Here is a 20206-nt window from a genome sequence, read left to right as displayed (position 1 = left end):
CTTTGAACTATGGAGATTTTTTATACGTTTGTATTACAAATAAAACAACTAAATGAAAGTTGAAGAGCAAATTAATACGTACCTAACTAGTTTACCCGAATTAAAAGGAAAGGACATACAACAATTACATAATTTGATTTGTGAATTGTACCCTACTGCTAAATTGTGGTTTTTAGATGGCAAAGATGCTGCTAATAAAATTGTTGCTAACCCCAATATTGGTTATGGTAAACATATAATTAAATATGCCAATGGTACTTTTAAAGATTTTTACAAAGTAGGCATCACAGCTACTTCTACGGGTATATCGGTTTATTTCTTTGGAATTGATGATAAAAACTATTTGGCACGCAACTACGCTTCTAGAATAGGCAAAGCAAAATTCACTAGCTATTGTTTAAAATTCAAGTCGTTAACTGATATTAACACATCTGTTTTTAAGGAATTATTACATAATGTTTTTAATAGAAGCAATTAAATATTGTAAAAGAAGTTTCTTATATTTAATAAATAGAAAGCTGATTAAATGATCACTTTAAAATTATAAAAGTATTGGTTATTTATTTGAACTATAATGTATGTGTGTGTTTAGTTATCATTTGGTAAAAGTTTCCTTTTTTTCAGGCTTAAAACTATTGTTTTTTAAATTAAACAGTAAAAATATTGAAGGATTGATACACGCAGAAAAAATGACTTGTATGACTCTTGGTTCTGCTATTTTATCTCCCAAACGATTTATGATTAAACAGCAAGTATTATTTGCGCAATGGGAAAACGAAGAAAGTCTTGATTCTTTTTTAAGTCAGCATACATTAGGCAAACAATTTGCGAAAGGGTGGCATACTAGGTTGCATTTTTTAAGAAAATGGGGCACTTATAAGAATTTTAGAATACCCGAGAATACTGTTGAAACAATACAAGATAATGAAGCTGTGGTAGTTGTTACCATTGCCCGAATGAAATTTTTAGAAATTCCTAGGTTTATTGCTTGGGGCAGACCTGTAGAAAAGCAAGTAAGCAATAATCCTAATACGCTACTTTCTTTGGCTTCTATACATTTTCCTAATACCGTTTCTACTTTTTCTATATGGAAAACGCAAAAAGATATGACCAATATGGTTTTTGGTCATGGAAATTCTGCAGATTCTAAACGACATGTAGAAGCTATGAAAGAACGAAATCGTAAAGATTTTCATTTTGAATTTACAACCTTACGCTTTAAACCAATTGCCGAATTTGGATCTTGGAATGGACGTACTCAAATTATAAAGCAATTTAGCACCAATAGTTAGTATGGCTTCACCCCTATTTTTTCAGAAAACGCAAGATTGGCTAACACAGCAATGGGTTATACTACGTGGACAAAAAATCAATCATGAAAAACATTCTTGGTTAATGGGGCCTTTTGGCGATGTGAATGAAAATAGCGAAGAATTTATTAAGAAAATTGCAGAAAATGAAGGTTTAATTATTGATAAATCATCAGGTTCTCAATGTTTAATTCCATCCATAGAAAAGCTTCATTTAAGTGATCAAGAATTGGCACAACTATCGCAAGAAGTCATTCTTTTTTACAAAAATACACAAGCCTACCATTTTCATTTTTCTGTAGTTTGGAATCCTTTCTTTAAACAGCTGGGTAAGTTGGTTAATACATTATTTAGTAATCGTATTGAGCAATTAAATATCCCAACAGATTTAGACCAAAACAATGAAATAGTTGAAAGTGAAATAATTACCCTTATTGATCCTAAAACACAACAGGTAAAATACACTTTTTGGTTGCGCTCTTTAAAATCAAGTGGAAAACTAATTTATTTAGGTATGTATGATATGTGTACATTGCCCAAAGGAAAAGTATGCATTAAAGAAGTTTTTCCGTTACCAAACGGAAATGCAACCGTAATTATGACACCTACAGTTGGCAAGCAAGGAGAGTTGATACTAAACGCATCGGGCAAAAAATTTGGCGATGCTGGTTTTTATTTTCTACTTAAAGATGCTAAAGGAAATTACTGGTCAAAATACGTACGTTCTTTTAGAAATGAATTGGTTATTAACTTTAATAGCTCTCATTTAGAAGTGGAGCAAGTTTTAACACTTTGGCTAAAAAAAGTACTTACTTTTATTTACAGCATTCACTTAAAAGAATAAAAAAGAACGACTTCCAGTTGGAAGTCGTTCTTTTTATAAAAACCAGCAATTACTTTCTTGTAATTACTTTTTTTGCTTTTTCAATAATACTGTTGGCATTTAAACCGTATTTTTCCATTAAAGCTTCTGGCGTACCCGATTCTCCGAAAACATCGTTAACAGCAACAAATTCTTGAGGTGTTGGTTTATTTAATGCTAAAACACCCGAAACACTTTCTCCTAAACCGCCTAAATAATTATGCTCTTCTGCCGTTACAATACAACCTGTTTTAGCAACCGATTTTAAAATAGCAGCTTCATCTAACGGTTTTATCGTATGAATGTTAATAACCTCAGCAGAAATTCCTTCGTTCTCTAATGCTTGAGCTGCTTCTAATGCTTCCCAAACCAAATGTCCGGTTGCAACAATTGTTACATCAGTACCTTCAGATAAAACAACCGCTTTACCAATTTCAAAAGGCATATCTTCTGGAATAAAATTAGGTACAACTGGGCGACCAAAACGTAAATAAACAGGTCCGTTATGCTCTGCAATAGCCAACGTAGCTGCTTTTGTTTGGTTGTAATCACAGGTGTTAATTACCGTAACTCCTGGTAACATTTTCATTAAACCAATGTCTTCTAAAATTTGATGTGTAGCACCATCTTCTCCTAAAGTTAAACCTGCATGCGAAGCACAAATTTTTACATTTTTTTCTGAATATGCAACAGATTGACGAATTTGATCGTACACACGACCAGTAGAGAAATTGGCAAAAGTTCCTGTAAAAGGAATTTTTCCACCAATAGTCATTCCAGCTGCCAAACCAATCATATTAGCTTCTGCAATACCTACTTGAAAAAAGCGTTCTGGGTGATTTTTTTTGAATTCGTCCATTTTTAATGAACCAATCAAATCGGCACATAAAGCCACTACATTTTCATTTTTTTGACCTAATTCTGCCAAACCTGCTCCAAAACCAGAACGGGTATCTTTACTACCTAAGTTTGTATATTTTTTCATTTTTTAATCTAAGCTCTTTAAAAATTCTAAAAGTGATTTTTGATCTTTTTGCGATAAGCTGCTTCTTAATTTTTCAATTTCTAAATAGCTTTTACGCATTTGGTTAATGGTACCAAAATAATCTACATTTCCGCCGTTATTGTATAAATACAAATCACAAATTTGCCCAGTTAAGTTATGTACGTGTTTTTTAAGTTCTTTGCTTTGAAAATTAGGAATTTTCTTTTGCAAATCATCGCAATAATCTGGTGCGTATTGTTTTACTGCATCATTGTTTTCTGTATCTAAATCATACGCCAATGAAATCTTATCTTCTACTTTAATATCATTATAAGCAGATTGGTACTTTGTATAATAATCATAAGAATCTGTTGCGTACGTTGCATCATCCGCAGCGGTTGCATAATCAGTAGCAACTACAGCTGCTGTAGCATAATCTTCTGATACTTGCCCTGGTTTGTATTCTTTAACAGATTTAACTTGCTCTTTAAAAAACTTTTGCAATTCTTTCTTTTGATTTGCATCAATTACTTTTGAAGAAGCCAAGTTTTTTACCAATGATTTTGATTCTTTTTCAAAGAATTTTGCAAGATTTTCTCTTTTAATTGTTCCTTCTGCACTATACTCTTTGGTATTATATAATGCTGTTGAAGTAATTGAATAGATTGGTGAAAAATAGTTATACAAATTATAATCTGTTAATTCACCATTGCCATTTGTGTAAGAATACAACGGATCTGCATAAATATTTTCTGCTCCTTCACCATAAGGATAAGCAGCAACTGAATCTACTGCAGTTGCATAATCTGTAGGCTCATTTTCTTTATACGTTTTAATATCGGCAATTATTTTATCACCGTCTAAATCTAACTTAACATTGGCAGTTTCAGAAGATTTATACACTAAACGATAATAAGGATCACTTGTTTCAAGCGATAAAACCAATCCTTTTACCTTACTTTCAGGAAAAATAGATTCGGCGTTGTTTTGCTTGTTGCTTTCATCAATACAAAAGCAATAAGTATAACTATCTTTATTAGCAGCATCATTTAAAATAGCATAATACTGACATGAAAGACCGTTTATAACACCTTTTCTATCTAATTTTGTAAGGCTACTACCTTCATCAATTACATTAGAAGCAGAATACTCTGTATAACTGGTAGTTTTTGATAATCCGTTAACTGTTATTGGAATAATCCAATTATTTTTCATGTAAAAATTAGACTCACCAGAGTACGCATTTACGGCATTTTCTGTATAATAAAAAGACAACAACCCTTCTTTATTATTTTTAGATACGTAATGATCATAAGCTACTTTATCATATTCACCTTGATCATATATACCTTTACCAGCGTCTAAAACTTCAATTTGATATTTGTATTTTTTAACAAACTCTACCGTTTTATTTTGGGCAAATGCTGCAGTTGTAAACGCCAATACAGCAAAACACATTATTTTTTTCATAAGCTTTTTTTTTTGTAATTAATTAATAATCACTTAAAGTTGTTACGTTTTGATTTAAAGCACTTTCTAATTGATCGTTATTAGGTGCTTTACCATGCCAAGCATGTGTGTGCATCATAAAATCAACTCCGTTACCCATTTCAGTATGCAATAAAATCATTACTGGTTTTTGATTGCCTGTTTTTGATTTTGCTGTTTGTAAACCTTCAATAACTGCTTCTATATCATTTCCTTTTTCAACAGAAAGTACATCCCATCCAAAAGCTTCAAACTTAGCTTTTAAACTTCCCATGTTTAAAACTTCATCAGTACTACCGTCAATTTGTTTTCCATTTAAATCAATAGTAGCAATTACATTATCAACCTTTTTAGCAGCAGCATACATTAAAGCTTCCCAGTTTTGACCTTCTTGCAACTCGCCATCACCTAAAAGCACATACACCAATTTATCATCGTTGTTTAATTTTTTAGCTTGAGCAGCACCTAAAGCAACAGATAATCCTTGACCTAAAGACCCAGAAGCCATGCGAACACCTGGCAAGTGGCTGTGAGTAGTTGGATGTCCTTGTAAACGAGAATCGATTTTTCTAAATGTAGCTAATTCGCTTACCGGAAAGTAACCACTGCGTGCTAGAATACTATAAAAAACAGGAGAAATATGCCCGTTAGATAAAAAGAAGATGTCCTCTCCTTCTCCATCCATATTAAAGGTATCTTTACGATCCATAATAACTTGATACAATGCTACAAAATACTCAGCACAGCCTAAAGAACCTCCAGGATGACCAGAATTTACAGCATGCACCATACGTAAAACATCGCGTCTAACTTGTGTTACCAAGTCTTGTAATTGTTGTGTGTTAGGTTTCATTTATAAAGACATAAAATTTACAGTATACAAAGATAGTTTTTTTAAAAGATTGCGCATAAAAACTTATTGTTTTTGTTGATTAACAAATTGCGGGGTTATTATTACCTTTGCATTTATGGAAACTTTAAAAAACTACTGGAAAAATTACATTAGCGCTTATCAAGGATTATCTCAAGCTACTTGGCTATTAGCATTGGTTATGTTTATTAACCAAAGTGGATCTATGGTATTGCCTTTTTTAGGTGTTTACATGACAACTATTTTGGATTTTTCATTAAAAAATGCAGGTATTGTTTTAAGTACTTTTGGAATAGGATCTATTTTAGGTTCTTTTGTTGGTGGTTGGTTAACTGATAAATTTGGATCATTTAAAATACAAACTTTCAGTTTGTTTTTTAGCATACCTTTTTATTTGATATTGCCTTTTTTTACAAGTTTTGAAATGTTATGTGTTTCTATCTTTTTTTTAAGCTTTGTAAAAGAGTTGTTTCGCCCTGCAAATAGTGCTTCGGTATCGTACTACGCTAAGCCAGAAAATCTAACGCGTGCCTTTTCACTTAACCGCATGGCATTGAATTTAGGCTATTCTATTGGCCCTGCAATTGGTGGTTTTTTAGCAGCTGTTTCTTATAACTTTTTGTTTTATACCAATGCTGTTATGTCTTTTATAGCAGGGATTTTGTTTATTGTGTATTTTAAAAATCGCAAAGGAAACAGTCCTGAAAAAGTTATTTCAGAAAAAGTAGAAGAAAACATCAAAAAGAAATCTGCTTATTCTGACAGTAAATTTTTACTGTTTAGTTTTTTCATTGCTATTTACGCATATTGCTTTTTTCAAATTTTAAATACGTTGCCCCTATTTTATAAAAATGTAGCTTTAATGGACGAAAAAGAAGTTGGTTTGTTAATGGCTTTTAATGGTATTATTGTTTTTTTATTAGAAATGGCTCTTGTACATTATGCTGAGAAAAAATTCACTTTAACTGCTAATATGATTATTGGTAGTTTATTTTGTGGTCTTGGCTTTTTAGTAATAATACCATCGCATATGGTATGGGTATTGTATCTTTCTATTTTTCTGATGTCTATTTCAGAAATTCTTATTATGCCTTTTGCTTCAACAGTTGCGGTTAATAGATCCACTTCTGTAAACAGAGGTTCGTACATGGGGCTTAACGGAATATCGTTTTCTGCAGCTTTTGTTACAGCGCCTTTAATTGGTACTTATATTGCAGAAAATTATGGTTTTACCAATTTATGGATTTTTAACTGTATCATGATTGTGGTTGCCAGTATTGGCTTTTACTTTGTAATGAAAAAAATGTAGTTTATGAATGTTTTTAAGGCAGAAAATGTAACCATTGGATACAAAGAAAAAACATTGTTTAGCCATTTAAACTTTGAATTAAGAACGGGCGTTTTAACATCGTTATTAGGAAGTAATGGTATAGGAAAATCGACCTTATTAAAAACCATATCGCGCTTAATTGATTTAAAAGAAGGTGTTTTAAGCATTGATAATCAACCCATAAATAATTTAAGTACCGTTGATTTTTCGCATTGGGTAAGTATGGTTTTAACAACAAAAGATACCAATAAAGATCTTACCGTTTATGAACTTGTAAAATTAGGCAGACAACCGTATACCAATTGGCTTGACCAATTATCACAAGAAGATGAACTGTTGATTGAGCAAACTTTATTAGATTGTGAAATACTTGATTTAAAAGACAGAAAAATTGCGCAATTAAGTGATGGTCAGGTACAACGCACTTTTATTGCTAGGGCTGTTGTGCAAGACACACCCTTTATTTTTTTAGACGAACCTTCAACTCATCTAGATTTGTATCACAAAGTGCATTTGTTTAAATTGCTAAAAAAACTTTGCGTACAAAAAAACAAATGCATTTTATTTTCTACGCACGATTTAGATTTAGCTTTGCAATTAAGTGATGAAATAATGTTATTAAAAGGAAAAACCTTTTACCATAACAGCACAACACAGTTAATTAATCAAGGTGTATTTGATCGATTTTTTGATACCGATGAAATACTTTTTGATAAGGAACGAAGACAATTTATTATTTTATAAGCTTTTGATTGTGCTTTTGATTTGCTGAAACGTTTTCAATAGTCCATTTTATTTTTCCTTCAAACGGATGTTTCCTAACGGCGCAATCTGTTTTACTACAAATGGTACATGAGTATTCTTTGCAAGCATCTAAATGCACAAACAATTCAATACGATTTCCAAAATGATTTTTCACAGCATCCTCTAAGGCATCAACTTCTTTATGTCCTTCTTCAATATTAAAATACCAAGGCACGGTCATATGACAATCAAAATGTAAGGTGCTTCCGTATTTTATAATGCGTAGATTGTGTAAATCAATCCAGTTTGTTTTACGTTCATTCTCTAAAAAACCAACCACTTCTTTTAACAGTAATTCATCGGTTTCATCCATAATTCCCGAAATCGATTCTCGTAAAATTTGATATCCTGTATAAATAATAAATCCAGCAAAAAGTAAAGCGGTAGCACTATCAATCCAACTAATTTTAGTAATATATAAAACAATTAAACCTATAATAATACCAATAGTAGAGTAAGTGTCGGTTTGTAAATGTTTTCCGCTAGCAATTAAAGCCAACGAATTATTTTTCTTGCCTTTTTTAATGGCAAAATAGCCAAGAAGATAGTTAACAACAGCAGTAAAAGCAACCAAAATAAGTCCTAAATCTAATTGTTGAACTGTTCTAGGATTTTGCAATTCGCCAATAGCTTCGTAAATAATTACAACACCCGCAATACTTATTAAAGCACCTTCAATAGAAGCTGAAATAAACTCTACTTTTCCATGACCGTACGGATGGTTATGATCTTTAGGCAAAGCAGATAAATACAAACTATACAAACCTATTAAACCTGCTACAACATTTATGGTACTTTCAAGCGCATCTGTTAAAATAGCTACAGATCTTGTTTGATACCATGCATATATTTTAATTATAAAAAGAAGAATTCCAACAAGGGCAATAATTCTTTGAAATTTAAAATTTTCGTTAGCAGTAATATTCATTTTTAGTATTGTAAGTATCAAAGTTAGTGAATACCTTACTTAAAAAGAGATTTATTTAGTATTATCTTTAGGTTTTCTTTTTACAAGTACATAAGATATTCCTACAGAAAAATACGTTTCAAAAACATTTAATTTATAAGGAATTTTTTCAACTTGCTCTTCTTTGGTATATAAGTTGGTAATTTTTTTTTCGTAAGTAAAATTTGATTTAAAATATGATGCTTTTACATTTAAATCTACACCAAAACGATTGGTTAACTTATACCCCATTGAAACAGCAGGAATTATTGTAAAATTATCATTAGCTCTTTTACCTTGTCTAAAAGCAACTGTATATTCATAGTTTGAGTTTTTCTCTTTTAAATCAATGTCCCCCCAGTTTGAATAAAAAGAAGTAATACCTAGTGAAAGTTTAGGATAAAAATAAAAATGTTCTGTTTCTACTCTATAAACCAAACCAAAAGATACAACAGGTATAAAATTATTTGACACAGGTGTTGACGCCTTTACAAAGTAGTTTTCACTGTATTCATTACTTGCTGCTTTAGTAAAGTTATTTAATGCATTTTTACTATTGTTAAAATACACAAACTTTAAATCTGCTTCAACACCAAAACGTTTTTTGATAAACCAAATAGCCGACAGCGAAGGTATTACTTTATTTTCGCTACTATACTCGATAAAATTATCTGTTATCTTATTCTGGTTCATATTAGTAACCATATTGTTTAAACCGGTCTCTATTTTTATTTGAAACTTAGAAATATATAAACTTTCCTCTTGACTATATATGTTGGTTGAAAATAATGTAGAACCCAATAATCCTATTAATATATAAGCATTCTTCATTTTATTTCAAATTTACAGTTGTAAGTAATTCAACATTTGGTTTGTTTTCAAACAAAATAATTACTTTAAATTGATGTTCAGTATTAACATTCGTAGGTGGTACCATTAACAGATAATCAATTGTTTCTGTTTTTGAAGGAGTATAACCAAAATAATTATTTAATCGCTTTACCGTCTCGTTTACACTTAAGTAACTTTTGGATGTTTTAAAATATTCGGTAACATCGCTATTTGCCGGTTTTTCAGCATTAAAATCATTCAAAGTTACAATTTTAATAGCTTGTGCTTTATATTGCGGTTCGTACGTAACTGTAGGAGGACAGTCACAAGAAAAGGCATAAGCAGTAGGTGTAAAAGAAAACAAATTTTCTTGTTTATTTTTAAACGTAATTACTTCTCTTTCTACCTTTAAACGCATTCCATAAGCATTTTTATTAATACTTACATCTGTAATTTCTAAAGGATTTTCACCACTATTGTCTAAATTTACAAGTGAAAAGCCTGAATTTATGTAGAACTTTTCTTCTGTTCCCTCTTCACAATTACAACAAGCGTAAAAAATATCTAAAAGAGGCAAACCTAGCAGTATTAAAAAAACAGCATATTTTCTTTTCATTTCATAAGTTATTTGGTAAGGGAAAGATAAAGAAAATAATTCAAAATGGTGTACTACAACTCTATTTTTACAACTTCGCCCACTTTTAAACCATCTAGTTTCCAATTTCCTATCCTAACCCGAATTAATCGTAAAGTAGGAAAACCAACCGCCGCTGTCATTTTACGTACTTGCCTAAATTTTCCTTGAGTTAAGGTAATAGTTAACCAGCTTGTAGGACCATGGCGTTCACTTCTGATGCGATATCCTTCCCCAATATTGGTTGGCTGTTCTATTTTTGATGCTGTGCAAGGTTTTGTTACTAACCGTGTACCTTTAACTCCAATTTCTACTCCTTTTTGCAATTTTTCAATTGCTTCATCACTTATAATACCATCAACCTGTACAAAATATTGCTTTTCATAATGCGCACCTCTAATTTCTTCGCTTATTTTGCCATCGGTTGTAAGCATAAGCAAACCTTCAGAATTTTCATCTAATCGACCAATTGCCATAGTTCCTTCGGGAAAATTGTATAATTCGCCTAGTTTTTTCTTAGTTCTCTTTTTTTCGTAGATGAATTGTGAAATGTAACCTGCTGGTTTGTAAAGCAGAAAATGCTGATGATTCATTTTAATATTGATAAGACGACGGGAAAATTTTACCTGGATTCATAATATTTTTTGGATCGAAAACCTTTTTAATTTGAAACATCAAGCCAAGTTCCGTTTCATTAAATACAATTGGAAGGTATTCTTTTTGAACATATCCTATGCCGTGTTCGCCCGAAATGGTTCCGTTTAAGCTTTTAGTAAGTTCAAAAATTTCTTTAATGCCTTTAGGAACTTGTGTTTTCCAATTTTCTTCGGTCATATCCAATTTTACAATATTTACATGTAAATTTCCATCGCCTGCATGTCCGTAGCAAATGCTTTTAAAACCATATTTGGCTCCAATTTCCTTAATTCCTTTTAATAAATTAGGCAATTCAAACCTTGGAACCACGGTATCTTCTTCTTTATAAACGGTATTTTGTTTTACAGCTTCGGCTACATTTCTGCGTAATTTCCAAAGCGCATTTTTTTGATCGGTTGTATCAGCAAACAAAACCTCATCAATTTCATATTGTTCTACAACTTGCAGTATTTTTTCAGCTTCGAGCATTAAGACATCCGCATAATTTCCATCCACTTCAATCAATAAATGAGCTTGAATTCCTTCTTTTAAATTGAGATTGGGAACATCGGTAAATTTCATGGTCCAATCAATTGCATCGCGCTCCATAAACTCTAAAGCGCTTGGAATAATACCTGTTTTAAATATTTGAGCAACTGCTTCTGCTGCCTGATTCATATCAAAAAACGGAACCAACATTAATACATTCTGCTGCGATAATGGAATAAGTTTTAATACTATTTTGGTTACAATGCCTAATGTACCTTCGCTGCCCACCATTAACTGCGTTAAATTATAACCTGTTGCATTTTTTAGCGTATTGGCACCTGTCCAAATTATAGAACCATTGGGTAAAACAACTTCTAAATTAAGTACATAATCTTTGGTAACACCATATTTTACAGCACGTGCGCCACCTGCATTTTCAGAAACATTTCCGCCAATAAAACAGCTTCCTTTACTACTTGGATCTACAGGATAAAAAAGACCTTTCTCTGCAACTGCTTGTTGTAAAACTTCTGTAATAACACCTGGTTGTGTAATAACTTGCAGATTTTGCTCGTCGATTTTTTCAATAGAACTTAATCGTTCCAATGATAAACCGATGCCTTTGTGAATGGCTAAAATTCCACCACTTAAACCAGTACGCGCACCAATAGGAACAACAGGAATTTGATACTCAAAAGCCATTTTCATTACCTTGCTAATCTCCTCAGTAGAGGCAGGTTTTACAAGAATACTTGGTGGAAAAGCAAAATCTTCAGTATGATCTTTACCATATTCGGTTAAAGTTTCACTGTCTTGAAAAACATAATTGCTACCAACAATTTCAATTAATTTATTTTTTATGATGTCTGTAATCATGCTTCTAAACTTTTGTATTTAATTTTTTTCATATCAGGCAAAAAGTAAGCAATAATACCTATTAAAGGTAAATATGAACATACATGATAGATGTATTCAATAGAAGTAGCATCGGCCCACCAACCTAAAACAGCTGAACCTACACCTCCCATACCAAAGGCAAAACCATAAAACAAGCCCGAAACCATTCCTATCTTTTTGGGCAATAATTCTTGAGCATACACCAAAATAGAAGGAAATGCAGACGATATGATTAAACCAATGATAACGATTAAAATTCCTGTAAAATGCATATCTACATAAGGTAAAGCTAGTGTAAAAGGTGCTGCGCCAAGTACAGAGAACCAAATAATATATTTTCTACCAAATCGATCGCCAAAAATACCTCCCAACAATGTTCCTACTGCTACTGCAAGTAAAAAATAAAACAAATAAACCTGAGCCTGCACTTCATTTAAACCAAATTTATGCATGGTATAAAACTGAAAATAACTGGTAATACTTGCTACATAAAAATATTTTGAAAAAATAAGAATCAACAATATACCCACTGATGTTGCTATTCTTGTATCAGATAAATCGGGCAGCATGATTGTTTTCTTCGCATTTTTTAACGTGTTTTTTAAGCTGTTAGAATACCATTTTGCTATGTAAGCCAAAACAATTTGCGCTACAATGGCAAATAAAACAAACCATAAAATATAGCGTTGTCCGTTGGGTAAAACTATCCAAGCAACTAATAAAGGAGCAAGGGCTGTTCCCATATTTCCGCCAATTTGAAAAACCGATTGCGCAAAACTGCGTCGACCATTAGATGCTATAAATGCTACACGAGAAGATTCGGGATGAAAAATGGATGAACCAATACCTACTAAAACCACCGAAACTAAAATTATTTCATAATTAGGTGCATACGCCAATAAACAAATACCAGCAATAGTAAACAACATACCAAAAAGTTGTGAATAAGGCTTGGGATGTTTATCAGTATAAGCCCCTACAACTGGCTGAAAAATAGAAGCCGCTAACTGATAACACAAAGTAATCATACCTACTTGCGCTAAAGTTAAATCGTACTTTTGTTCTAACCTAGGGTAAATTGCAGGTATAACTGCTTGAAGTAAATCGTTTAATAAATGGGCGGCACTAATAGCTATTAAAATAGCATAAACAGGCTTTTGAGGAATTACTTTATTTGTTGCCATTTTGTTTGAAAATTTAAAAAAGAACAAAGGTACTTAAACCCATTGAAAGCAATTATTAATTAAAGGCTTTTTATGAAAGTATTTTGTAATTTTGTTTAAAAACCAACACTATGCATAATAAAGATTCGCATTATAAAAAAGCGTTAACCGAAAAGGATGGTATTGAACAACCTAATTTTGTTGATCAAAAATCGGTGCAATCCATTCAAAATTTTCGTCGAAAACCTTTAGATGTAGAAAATTTAATTAGCAAACTTTTACAAGGCGATGTTCCTTCGCTCAGCAAAGCAATTACCCTTATTGAAAGTACCAATGTTAAGCATCAAGAAATTGCGCATGCTATTATTCAAACCTGTTTACCACACGCAAACAAATCGGTTCGCATTGGAATTACGGGAGTTCCCGGAGTTGGAAAAAGCACCTTTATTGAAGCTTTTGGAACTTACTTAACATCTGTAGGTAAAAAAGTAGCCGTTTTAGCCATTGATCCTAGTAGTACTATTAGTAAAGGAAGTATTTTAGGCGATAAAACCCGTATGGAAGATTTGGTTAAAAATCCTCATGCTTTTATTCGTCCTTCTGCTTCAGGTAACAGTTTAGGTGGTGTTTCTAGAAAAACGCGTGAAAGCATTATTCTTTGCGAAGCATGTGGTTTTGATACTATTTTGATTGAAACGGTTGGTGTTGGACAAAGTGAAACGGCTGTTCACAGCATGACTGATTTCTTTTTACTATTGAATTTGGCTGGTGCTGGCGATGAATTGCAAGGAATTAAACGCGGCATTATGGAAATGGCCGATGCTGTGGTTATCAACAAAGCCGATGGTGATAATTTAGATAGAGCACGCAACGCCAAACTTGATGTAAACCGTGGCTTGCAATTATTTCCTTTAAAAGATTCGCTTTGGAAACCAAAGGTTTTATTGGCTAGTGCTTATTACAATAAAGGAATCAAGGAAATTTGGCAACTGTTACTAGAGTATTTTGAACTCACAAAAGCAAATAATTATTTTGAAAACAATCGTCACCAACAAAATATTTATTGGTTAAAAGAAACGATAAACGAACAATTGCTACAAAATTTTTATCAAAACCATACAATCTCAGAAGCCTTATTAAAAGAAGAAAAACTTGTTCAAGAAAACGAAAAATCACCTTTTACAGCAGCCAATGAGTTGTTAGAGGTTTATAGAAAACTTAGGTAAGTTAGCATTAATAAAGATTATACTTTATAATATTTATAGTCTAAAAAAAAGTAGTTGGAAAACAATTTACAATAAATAATACTTTTTCAACTACTTTTTTTATATATCGTTTCAAAAAAAACTCTAGTATATTAAAAAAATATTTTAAAATCATGAAAAACAGGTTCCATATTTTATTTTATCTCTTGACATAATTCAATTAAAACACCATTGGTTCCTTTTGGATGTAAAAAAGCGACTAACTTATTATCAGCTCCTTTTTTAGGTGTTTCATTTAAAACGGTAAATCCTTCCATTTTTAATCGATTTATTTCAGAAACAATATCTTCTACATCAAAAGCAATGTGATGAATACCCTCTCCCTTTTTCTCTAAAAATTTAGCAATTGGAGAGTCTGCATTAGTAGCTTCTAACAATTCAATTTTATTAGGTCCGTTTTGAAAAAAAGACGTCTTTACTCCTTCTGATAGTACTTCTTCTTCTTTGTAAGCAGGAATTCCTAATAATTTTTCAAACAAAATATTAGATTCTTCTAAATTACGAACCGCAATTCCTATATGTTCAACTTTTCGCATAATGATTGTTTTATATTTCAGCAAAGATAAAATATCTCTCATAATATTTGTATTTTTGTGCCATGGAAACAAACAGACAAAAGAAAATGGGTGCCTTATTACAGGCCGATTTGGTAGATATTTTACAAGGAGAAATTCGTAAAAATGGTATTTCTAACTTAATTATTACGGTATCAAAAGTAAATATCACAACCGATTTATCTATTGCAAAAGTTTATTTAAGTATTTTTCCTACTGAAAAAGCGACTGATTTGTTGAAAGCTATTCAATCAAACGCGCCTTTAATTAAGCATGATTTAGCGCAAAGAGTAAAAAATCAACTAAGAAAAGTACCTAATCTTATTTTTTATGTTGATGATAGCTTAGATTATATTGAAAAGATTGATACCGCTTTAAAAGGAGACGAAAATCCAATAGAAAACAGAGATTTACTTGCTCGTAGAAAGAAAAAATAAGCTTCATTGAACAGTGTTTTTTACATAGCAAAACGATATGCCTTTAGTAAAAGCAAAACTAAAGCTGTAAATATAATTACGCGTATTTCTGCCATAGGAATTATTGTAGGTAGTATGGCGTTATTTGTAGTTTTATCCGTTTTTAGTGGTTTAGAGCATTTTGCTTTATCGTTTAGTAATGTAATTGACCCCGATTTAGTTGTATTACCTACCAAAGGAAAAAACTTTGAATTTACTACTAAACATGAACAAGCTTTAAAAAACAGCACTACTTTCTCTTCATATTCTAAAATCATTGAAGATAGAGTTGTTTTTACTTATGGCGATAAACAATTGGTTGCTTTTATAAAAGCTGTAGATAGCAACTATGTTAAAACAGTGGCTATATCGCAACACATTCCATATGGAAAATGGATGCAAAAGAACAGTAATGATGCTGTAATTGGTGATATTTTAGCAAATGAACTATCGGCTGGTATGTATTCTAATGATAAATTATTAGAAGTATTGGCTATGAAACCAGGAAAAGGCTTAATTACAACACCAGAAGATGCTTATATTAAACTACCTTTATATATTTCTGGTGTGTACCGATTAAATAATGTTGATACAGACAATAAATATATTTACACCAATTTTTCTGTGGGTCAAAACTTATTAAGTTTTAAACCCAACGAAGTTTCTAAAATTGAGTTCAAAATAAAAAAGGATATTACTGAAAGCAAAGCAATTTCAGAATTATCATCTATTTTTGGAGAGAATGTAATTATAAAAGACAGATCGCAGTTAAATGAAGGTCTGTATAAAATGTTAAAAACAGAAAGTTTAGCCATTTATTTAATCTTTACATTAATTATTATAGTAACTCTTTTTTGTTTAACAGGATCTATTATCATGATAATCCTAGAAAAGAAAGAACATATAAAAACATTGCTTTTTTTAGGTTTTACGCATCAAAAACTTAAAAGAATATTTTTATACCAAGGACTGATATTATCACTTGGAGGTGCTGTAATTGGTTTAATTTTAGGAATTATCATTACTTTATTGCAACAACATTTTGGATGGATAACGATAGCTGAAGATTTTCCTTATCCAATTGTTTTTAAATGGCAAAATGGATTTTTAGTTATAGCTACTCTTTTTATTTTAGGCACAATAGCTTCATATATTGCCGCAAGTAGAATAAAAATTTTGTTAAGTAAATAAATTTTGTATTTTTATAACTTTATTTTAATTTTATTCACAAATAACCCTCATTAATATTTCTATTATGAAAAAGATTTTGTTCTTTATCGCTATAAGTACATTTTCAGCAATTAGTTTTACTTCTTGTTCAGAAGATGAACCTGTTATGGAAACTCCAACACCAAATCCTAATCCTAATGTAGGAGCTCAGTTAAAAATTTCATCTGATGCAAAATTTATAAAAGAAAAAAATCTTTTATTTGTTGAATTAGGTCAAAAAGTAACATTAACAACAACTAGCGGAACAACCCCTATTAATGATGTTACTTACTATGTTGATGGTGTAAAAATGGATGGTAACGTTTATGAACACAAAACAATTGCAAATGTTAAATTTCAGGCAAAAAGAGCTGGGTTTATTGACAGTGAAATCATCACTATTCAATTTGCACAACATCCTTATTAGTTAAAATTGGCACCTTTGTAATTTTTTTTAAGGCTTCCTTTTTGTGCTATTTAAATTAGTTTTCTAATTTTTAGAATAATAAAAAAAGCCTCAAAATAAATTTGAGGTTTTTTTTATATCACATTGTTATTCTAAAACATTTAATTATGGATAATAGTGAAATTTGTTTGTTTCATATCCATTTTCATAATTTCTAATAATCTCATAAGTAACATATTTATTATCATTATAACTTAACTCATGAGACCATTGCAAATTTTGATAAGAGTTTTTTAATGTCTTTAATTTTAAATTATTCTTATTAATATAATTTAAAATTTTGTAAGCTTTTGGATAAATATTGTAATAAGGATTTGGATTAGCATCATATTTAAAAGTAATATAAGTATCAGGTGCATTTTCTTTAACCAAATTTTCGTTTTCTACTATTTTTACAGGATTATATAAAGTTCCATCTGCATTATAAGTATAGTTTTTAATATCAATCAACACATTGTTTTTGTCATAAACTTCCATTAAAATTATTTGATTAGCATCATTGTAAGTGTAATTAGTGATTTTTGTAGTAAACTCACTAGCATTAGCATTTCTATAATTAACTCTAACTTCGGTTATTTGATTCTTCTTATTATAAATAAATTTTTCTGTAGCTATGTATCCTTTATTAGTATATATGGAATCGATAAACCCATTATTATGATAAAAATATTCTTGCGATGAATTTCCTTCTTTTTGTTTAATTTTCATACCTTCTGGTGGAGTTTCTGCAATTATTACCTCATCATTAGAAGGATGAATTTCATCGTCACATGCTATAAAACATAAACATAAAAATAGTAGTATATTTCTCATGATTTCCATTTTAAACAATTAATAATAAGTAAAACTTCTACGATCATCAGTATCTAACGGCATATTAGAGATTTCTTCTGAAATAATATAATTGTCTGCATTATATTTTAAAGAATGAGTATTGGTAATAACTTCTGAACTATAATGCCTTTCAGTAACTAAAATATTATTTTTATTTATGAACTTTAGAATGCGATACGCTTTTGGGTAAATATTGTAATAAGGATTTCTTTTATCATCAAATTGATATTTAACCGTTCCATTTGAATCTTCAACTATATTCTCATTAACAACCTTTCTGTTTGAGCTAAATAAACCTCCATCTGTAGTATAATTATATGTTTTATAAGCAATAGCTACATTGTTTTTATCGTATGTTAAAGAAGATATAATTTGATTTTTAGTATTGTAAGTGTAAAAAGTTGTGTTCTTCTTGAAATATTCTGGTCGTCCAGGTTCATCTACAACATATCGGTATTCAACAATTTGGTTTAAGTTATTGTAAATAAACTTCTCTGTAAAATCATCTCCCCAACCATGGTAACTACTAATAGAGTCAATAAAACCGTTCTTATTGTAAAAGAAACTTTGAGATAGTAATCCACCTTTGCCTTTCAGTTTCAATCCTTCGGGAGGCGTTTCAGGTTTTTGCTCTTGTTCTGATAGTGGATCATCTAGTTTTGCAGGTGGATAAATTTCATCATCACAAGAAAAAAGCAGCAATGCAAATAATAAAAGTGTAACATTTTTCATACCCCAAAATATTTATGTTAAATATAATAAAAAAAACCATTCATATGAATGGTTTTTTAACAATATAAATGAAAAATATCTTTTTTTTAGAATGCTATTGCTGGTAATAATTGAGATGACACTTCACCAAAACCAATACGTACTCCATCTTTTTCACAGTAACCTTTCATAATTACAGTATCAAAATCTTCAATAAAAGTACGAGTTGAACCATCAGCCATTTCAATAGGATTTTGTCCACCCCATGATAATTCTAACATTGATCCATAACTATCTTTTGTTGGACCTGAAATAGTACCTGAACCCATTAAATCACCCGAACTTACCAAACAACCATTCACGGTGTGATGCGCTAATTGCTGACTCATTGTCCAGTACATGTATTTTAAGTTTGATTTTGTAACTACTTTTCCTTCAGCGTTTTCTGGTTGAATAATTACTTCTAAGTTGATATCAAATGCATTATTTCCTGTTTGTTGTAAATAAGGCAATGGTTTAGGATCTTCTTGAGAAGGACTTTCACAACGGAAAGGCTCTAAAGCATCCATAGTAACTACCCAACAAGAAATAGACGATCCAAAGTTTTTAGCCAAGAATGGCCCTAGTGGCACATATTCCCATGCTTGAATATCACGTGCAGACCAATCGTTTAATAAAACCATTCCAAAAATATGATTTTCAGCATCAGCAACAGAAACTCTTTCTCCCATAATATTGGCATCGCTTGTAATAAAAGCCGTTTCTAATTCAAAATCAACTCGTTTTGAAGGACCAAAAACAGGTTGTTTTTCACCTTTTGGTAATGTTTGTCCTAACGGACGATTAACAGGTACACCTGATGGAACAATAGTTGAACTTCTTCCGTGATATCCTACAGGTAAATGCAACCAGTTTGGTAATAAAGCGTTTGCAGGATCGCGAAACATTGTTCCTGTATTGGTAGCGTGTTCACGGCTTGCAAAGAAATCAGTATAATCGCCAATAAAAACAGGTAATTCTACATTAACTTCGTTTACATTAAAAATAACCAATTCGCGTGATTTTACATCATCACGTAATTTTGGGTTGTTTGCTTCAAAAATTTCTGATATTCTGTTACGCATAGCTCTCCACACTTCTTTTCCTTCCGAAATAAAAGCGTTTAAAGTTTCATCATACAAAACATTATCATCAAAATCAATATCTTTAAAAAAGCCTAAGTCGTTTAAAGCTGTTAAACTAATAGCATAATCGCCAATTCTGGTTCCAATCACTAAATCCTCTTCTTCTACAGAAAAAACGCCAAAAGGAATGTTCTGAATAGGAAAATCGCTGTTGTTAGGTACTTCTAACCACGACTTTAAAGTAGGATTGTTAGCAGGTATATTCATAGTTTTCATTAAATTTTGTTCTAATTAGATTACTTATGCGAATATAACAATGATTTTTCATAAATTTGAGTTCAT

At 31.1% G+C, this 20206-nt stretch carries 22 protein-coding genes; 9 read left to right on the top strand and 13 right to left on the bottom strand.

Annotated elements, in window-relative coordinates:
• Positions 1–52: 52 nt before the first annotated feature.
• The 3 genes from H1R17_RS10575 to H1R17_RS10565 all read left to right on the top strand — a co-directional run bounded on the left by H1R17_RS10575 (position 53) and on the right by H1R17_RS10565 (position 2154).
• Entirely contained in the window at positions 53–478 is a 426-nt protein-coding gene (locus H1R17_RS10575) for a DUF1801 domain-containing protein (protein WP_163431064.1), read from the top strand.
• Between the two features lie 100 nt (positions 479–578).
• Complete coding sequence (locus tag H1R17_RS10570; RefSeq protein WP_163431063.1) at positions 579–1292, top strand: hypothetical protein; 714 nt, start codon at positions 579–581, stop codon at positions 1290–1292.
• A 1-nt stretch (position 1293) separates the two neighbouring features.
• Positions 1294–2154: a hypothetical protein gene (locus tag H1R17_RS10565; RefSeq protein ID WP_163431062.1), complete on the top strand. Its 861-nt coding sequence runs from the start codon at positions 1294–1296 to the stop codon at positions 2152–2154.
• 49 nt (positions 2155–2203) lie between these two features.
• Here H1R17_RS10565 and H1R17_RS10560 read toward each other — a convergent pair whose 3' ends face one another.
• The 3 genes from H1R17_RS10560 to H1R17_RS10550 are packed head-to-tail and all read right to left on the bottom strand — an operon-like array spanning position 2204 to position 5498.
• Positions 2204–3157, bottom strand: a complete 954-nt coding sequence (locus H1R17_RS10560) for a transketolase family protein (RefSeq protein WP_163431061.1) — start codon at positions 3155–3157, stop codon at positions 2204–2206.
• A 3-nt stretch (positions 3158–3160) separates the two neighbouring features.
• On the bottom strand, positions 3161–4627 hold the full coding sequence (locus H1R17_RS10555; protein ID WP_163431060.1) for a hypothetical protein: 1467 nt from the start codon (positions 4625–4627) through the stop codon (positions 3161–3163).
• 22 nt (positions 4628–4649) lie between these two features.
• Positions 4650–5498 (bottom strand): transketolase, encoded by an 849-nt coding sequence (locus H1R17_RS10550; protein ID WP_163431059.1) that lies wholly within the window; start codon positions 5496–5498, stop codon positions 4650–4652.
• A 115-nt stretch (positions 5499–5613) separates the two neighbouring features.
• Between H1R17_RS10550 and H1R17_RS10545 the strand changes: the two genes are divergently transcribed.
• Together H1R17_RS10545 and H1R17_RS10540 are read left to right on the top strand one after the other, a co-directional pair.
• Positions 5614–6825: an MFS transporter gene (locus H1R17_RS10545; protein ID WP_163431058.1), complete on the top strand. Its 1212-nt coding sequence runs from the start codon at positions 5614–5616 to the stop codon at positions 6823–6825.
• Positions 6826–6828: 3 nt separating this feature from the next.
• On the top strand, positions 6829–7590 hold the full coding sequence (locus tag H1R17_RS10540; protein WP_163431057.1) for an ABC transporter ATP-binding protein: 762 nt from the start codon (positions 6829–6831) through the stop codon (positions 7588–7590).
• Here the strand turns inward: H1R17_RS10540 and H1R17_RS10535 are convergent.
• Genes H1R17_RS10535 through H1R17_RS10510 form a run of 6 tightly spaced genes read right to left on the bottom strand, consistent with a single transcriptional unit; the run spans position 7580 to position 13267 of the window.
• Positions 7580–8578, bottom strand: coding sequence for a cation diffusion facilitator family transporter (locus H1R17_RS10535; RefSeq protein WP_163431056.1), 999 nt, complete (start codon positions 8576–8578; stop codon positions 7580–7582). The two genes, H1R17_RS10540 and H1R17_RS10535, sit on opposite strands and share 11 nt — an antisense overlap.
• Before the next feature lie 51 nt (positions 8579–8629).
• The gene (locus tag H1R17_RS10530; protein ID WP_163431055.1) at positions 8630–9427 is read right to left on the bottom strand and encodes a hypothetical protein; all 798 of its coding nucleotides are present in this window, start codon (positions 9425–9427) and stop codon (positions 8630–8632) included.
• Between the two features lies 1 nt (position 9428).
• Complete coding sequence (locus H1R17_RS10525; protein WP_163431054.1) at positions 9429–10043, bottom strand: DUF5034 domain-containing protein; 615 nt, start codon at positions 10041–10043, stop codon at positions 9429–9431.
• Between the two features lie 53 nt (positions 10044–10096).
• Positions 10097–10654, bottom strand: coding sequence for a pseudouridine synthase (locus H1R17_RS10520; protein WP_163431053.1), 558 nt, complete (start codon positions 10652–10654; stop codon positions 10097–10099).
• Between the two features lies 1 nt (position 10655).
• Positions 10656–12062: an FAD-binding oxidoreductase gene (locus H1R17_RS10515; RefSeq protein ID WP_163431052.1), complete on the bottom strand. Its 1407-nt coding sequence runs from the start codon at positions 12060–12062 to the stop codon at positions 10656–10658.
• Positions 12059–13267, bottom strand: coding sequence for an MFS transporter (locus H1R17_RS10510; RefSeq protein WP_163431051.1), 1209 nt, complete (start codon positions 13265–13267; stop codon positions 12059–12061). The genes H1R17_RS10515 and H1R17_RS10510 overlap by 4 nt, the downstream gene beginning before the upstream one ends.
• A 110-nt stretch (positions 13268–13377) precedes the next feature.
• Here H1R17_RS10510 and meaB point away from each other — a divergent pair, with 110 nt between their 5' ends.
• Positions 13378–14472, top strand: coding sequence for a methylmalonyl Co-A mutase-associated GTPase MeaB (gene meaB / locus H1R17_RS10505; RefSeq protein WP_163431050.1), 1095 nt, complete (start codon positions 13378–13380; stop codon positions 14470–14472).
• A gap of 173 nt (positions 14473–14645) precedes the next feature.
• On the opposite strand, the gene mce is transcribed toward meaB, so the two are convergent.
• A complete protein-coding gene (gene mce, locus H1R17_RS10500; protein ID WP_163431302.1) occupies positions 14646–15047 on the bottom strand; it encodes a methylmalonyl-CoA epimerase in 402 nt (133 codons plus the stop codon).
• Between the two features lie 62 nt (positions 15048–15109).
• On the opposite strand from mce, the gene rbfA reads away from it, so the two are divergent.
• The 3 genes from rbfA to H1R17_RS10485 all read left to right on the top strand — a co-directional run bounded on the left by rbfA (position 15110) and on the right by H1R17_RS10485 (position 17156).
• Positions 15110–15502: a 30S ribosome-binding factor RbfA gene (gene rbfA, locus H1R17_RS10495; RefSeq protein ID WP_163431049.1), complete on the top strand. Its 393-nt coding sequence runs from the start codon at positions 15110–15112 to the stop codon at positions 15500–15502.
• A 6-nt stretch (positions 15503–15508) separates the two neighbouring features.
• Entirely contained in the window at positions 15509–16711 is a 1203-nt protein-coding gene (locus tag H1R17_RS10490; RefSeq protein ID WP_163431048.1) for an FtsX-like permease family protein, read from the top strand.
• 64 nt (positions 16712–16775) lie between these two features.
• A complete protein-coding gene (locus tag H1R17_RS10485) occupies positions 16776–17156 on the top strand; it encodes a hypothetical protein (RefSeq protein WP_163431047.1) in 381 nt (126 codons plus the stop codon).
• 144 nt (positions 17157–17300) lie between these two features.
• Here the strand turns inward: H1R17_RS10485 and H1R17_RS10480 are convergent, their stop codons facing one another.
• From H1R17_RS10480 to fahA, 3 genes are all read right to left on the bottom strand, one after another.
• Entirely contained in the window at positions 17301–18008 is a 708-nt protein-coding gene (locus H1R17_RS10480; RefSeq protein WP_163431046.1) for a hypothetical protein, read from the bottom strand.
• 18 nt (positions 18009–18026) lie between these two features.
• Positions 18027–18761, bottom strand: a complete 735-nt coding sequence (locus H1R17_RS10475; RefSeq protein WP_163431045.1) for a hypothetical protein — start codon at positions 18759–18761, stop codon at positions 18027–18029.
• 86 nt (positions 18762–18847) lie between these two features.
• Positions 18848–20131: a fumarylacetoacetase gene (gene fahA, locus H1R17_RS10470; RefSeq protein ID WP_163431044.1), complete on the bottom strand. Its 1284-nt coding sequence runs from the start codon at positions 20129–20131 to the stop codon at positions 18848–18850.
• Between the last annotated feature and the right edge of the window lie 75 nt (positions 20132–20206).

The organism is Flavobacterium sp. xlx-214 (genome assembly GCF_013874595.1).
In the GTDB taxonomy this organism is placed as follows: Bacteria; Bacteroidota; Bacteroidia; order Flavobacteriales; family Flavobacteriaceae; genus Flavobacterium.
This window is presented reverse-complemented; position numbering and strand designations above follow the sequence as displayed.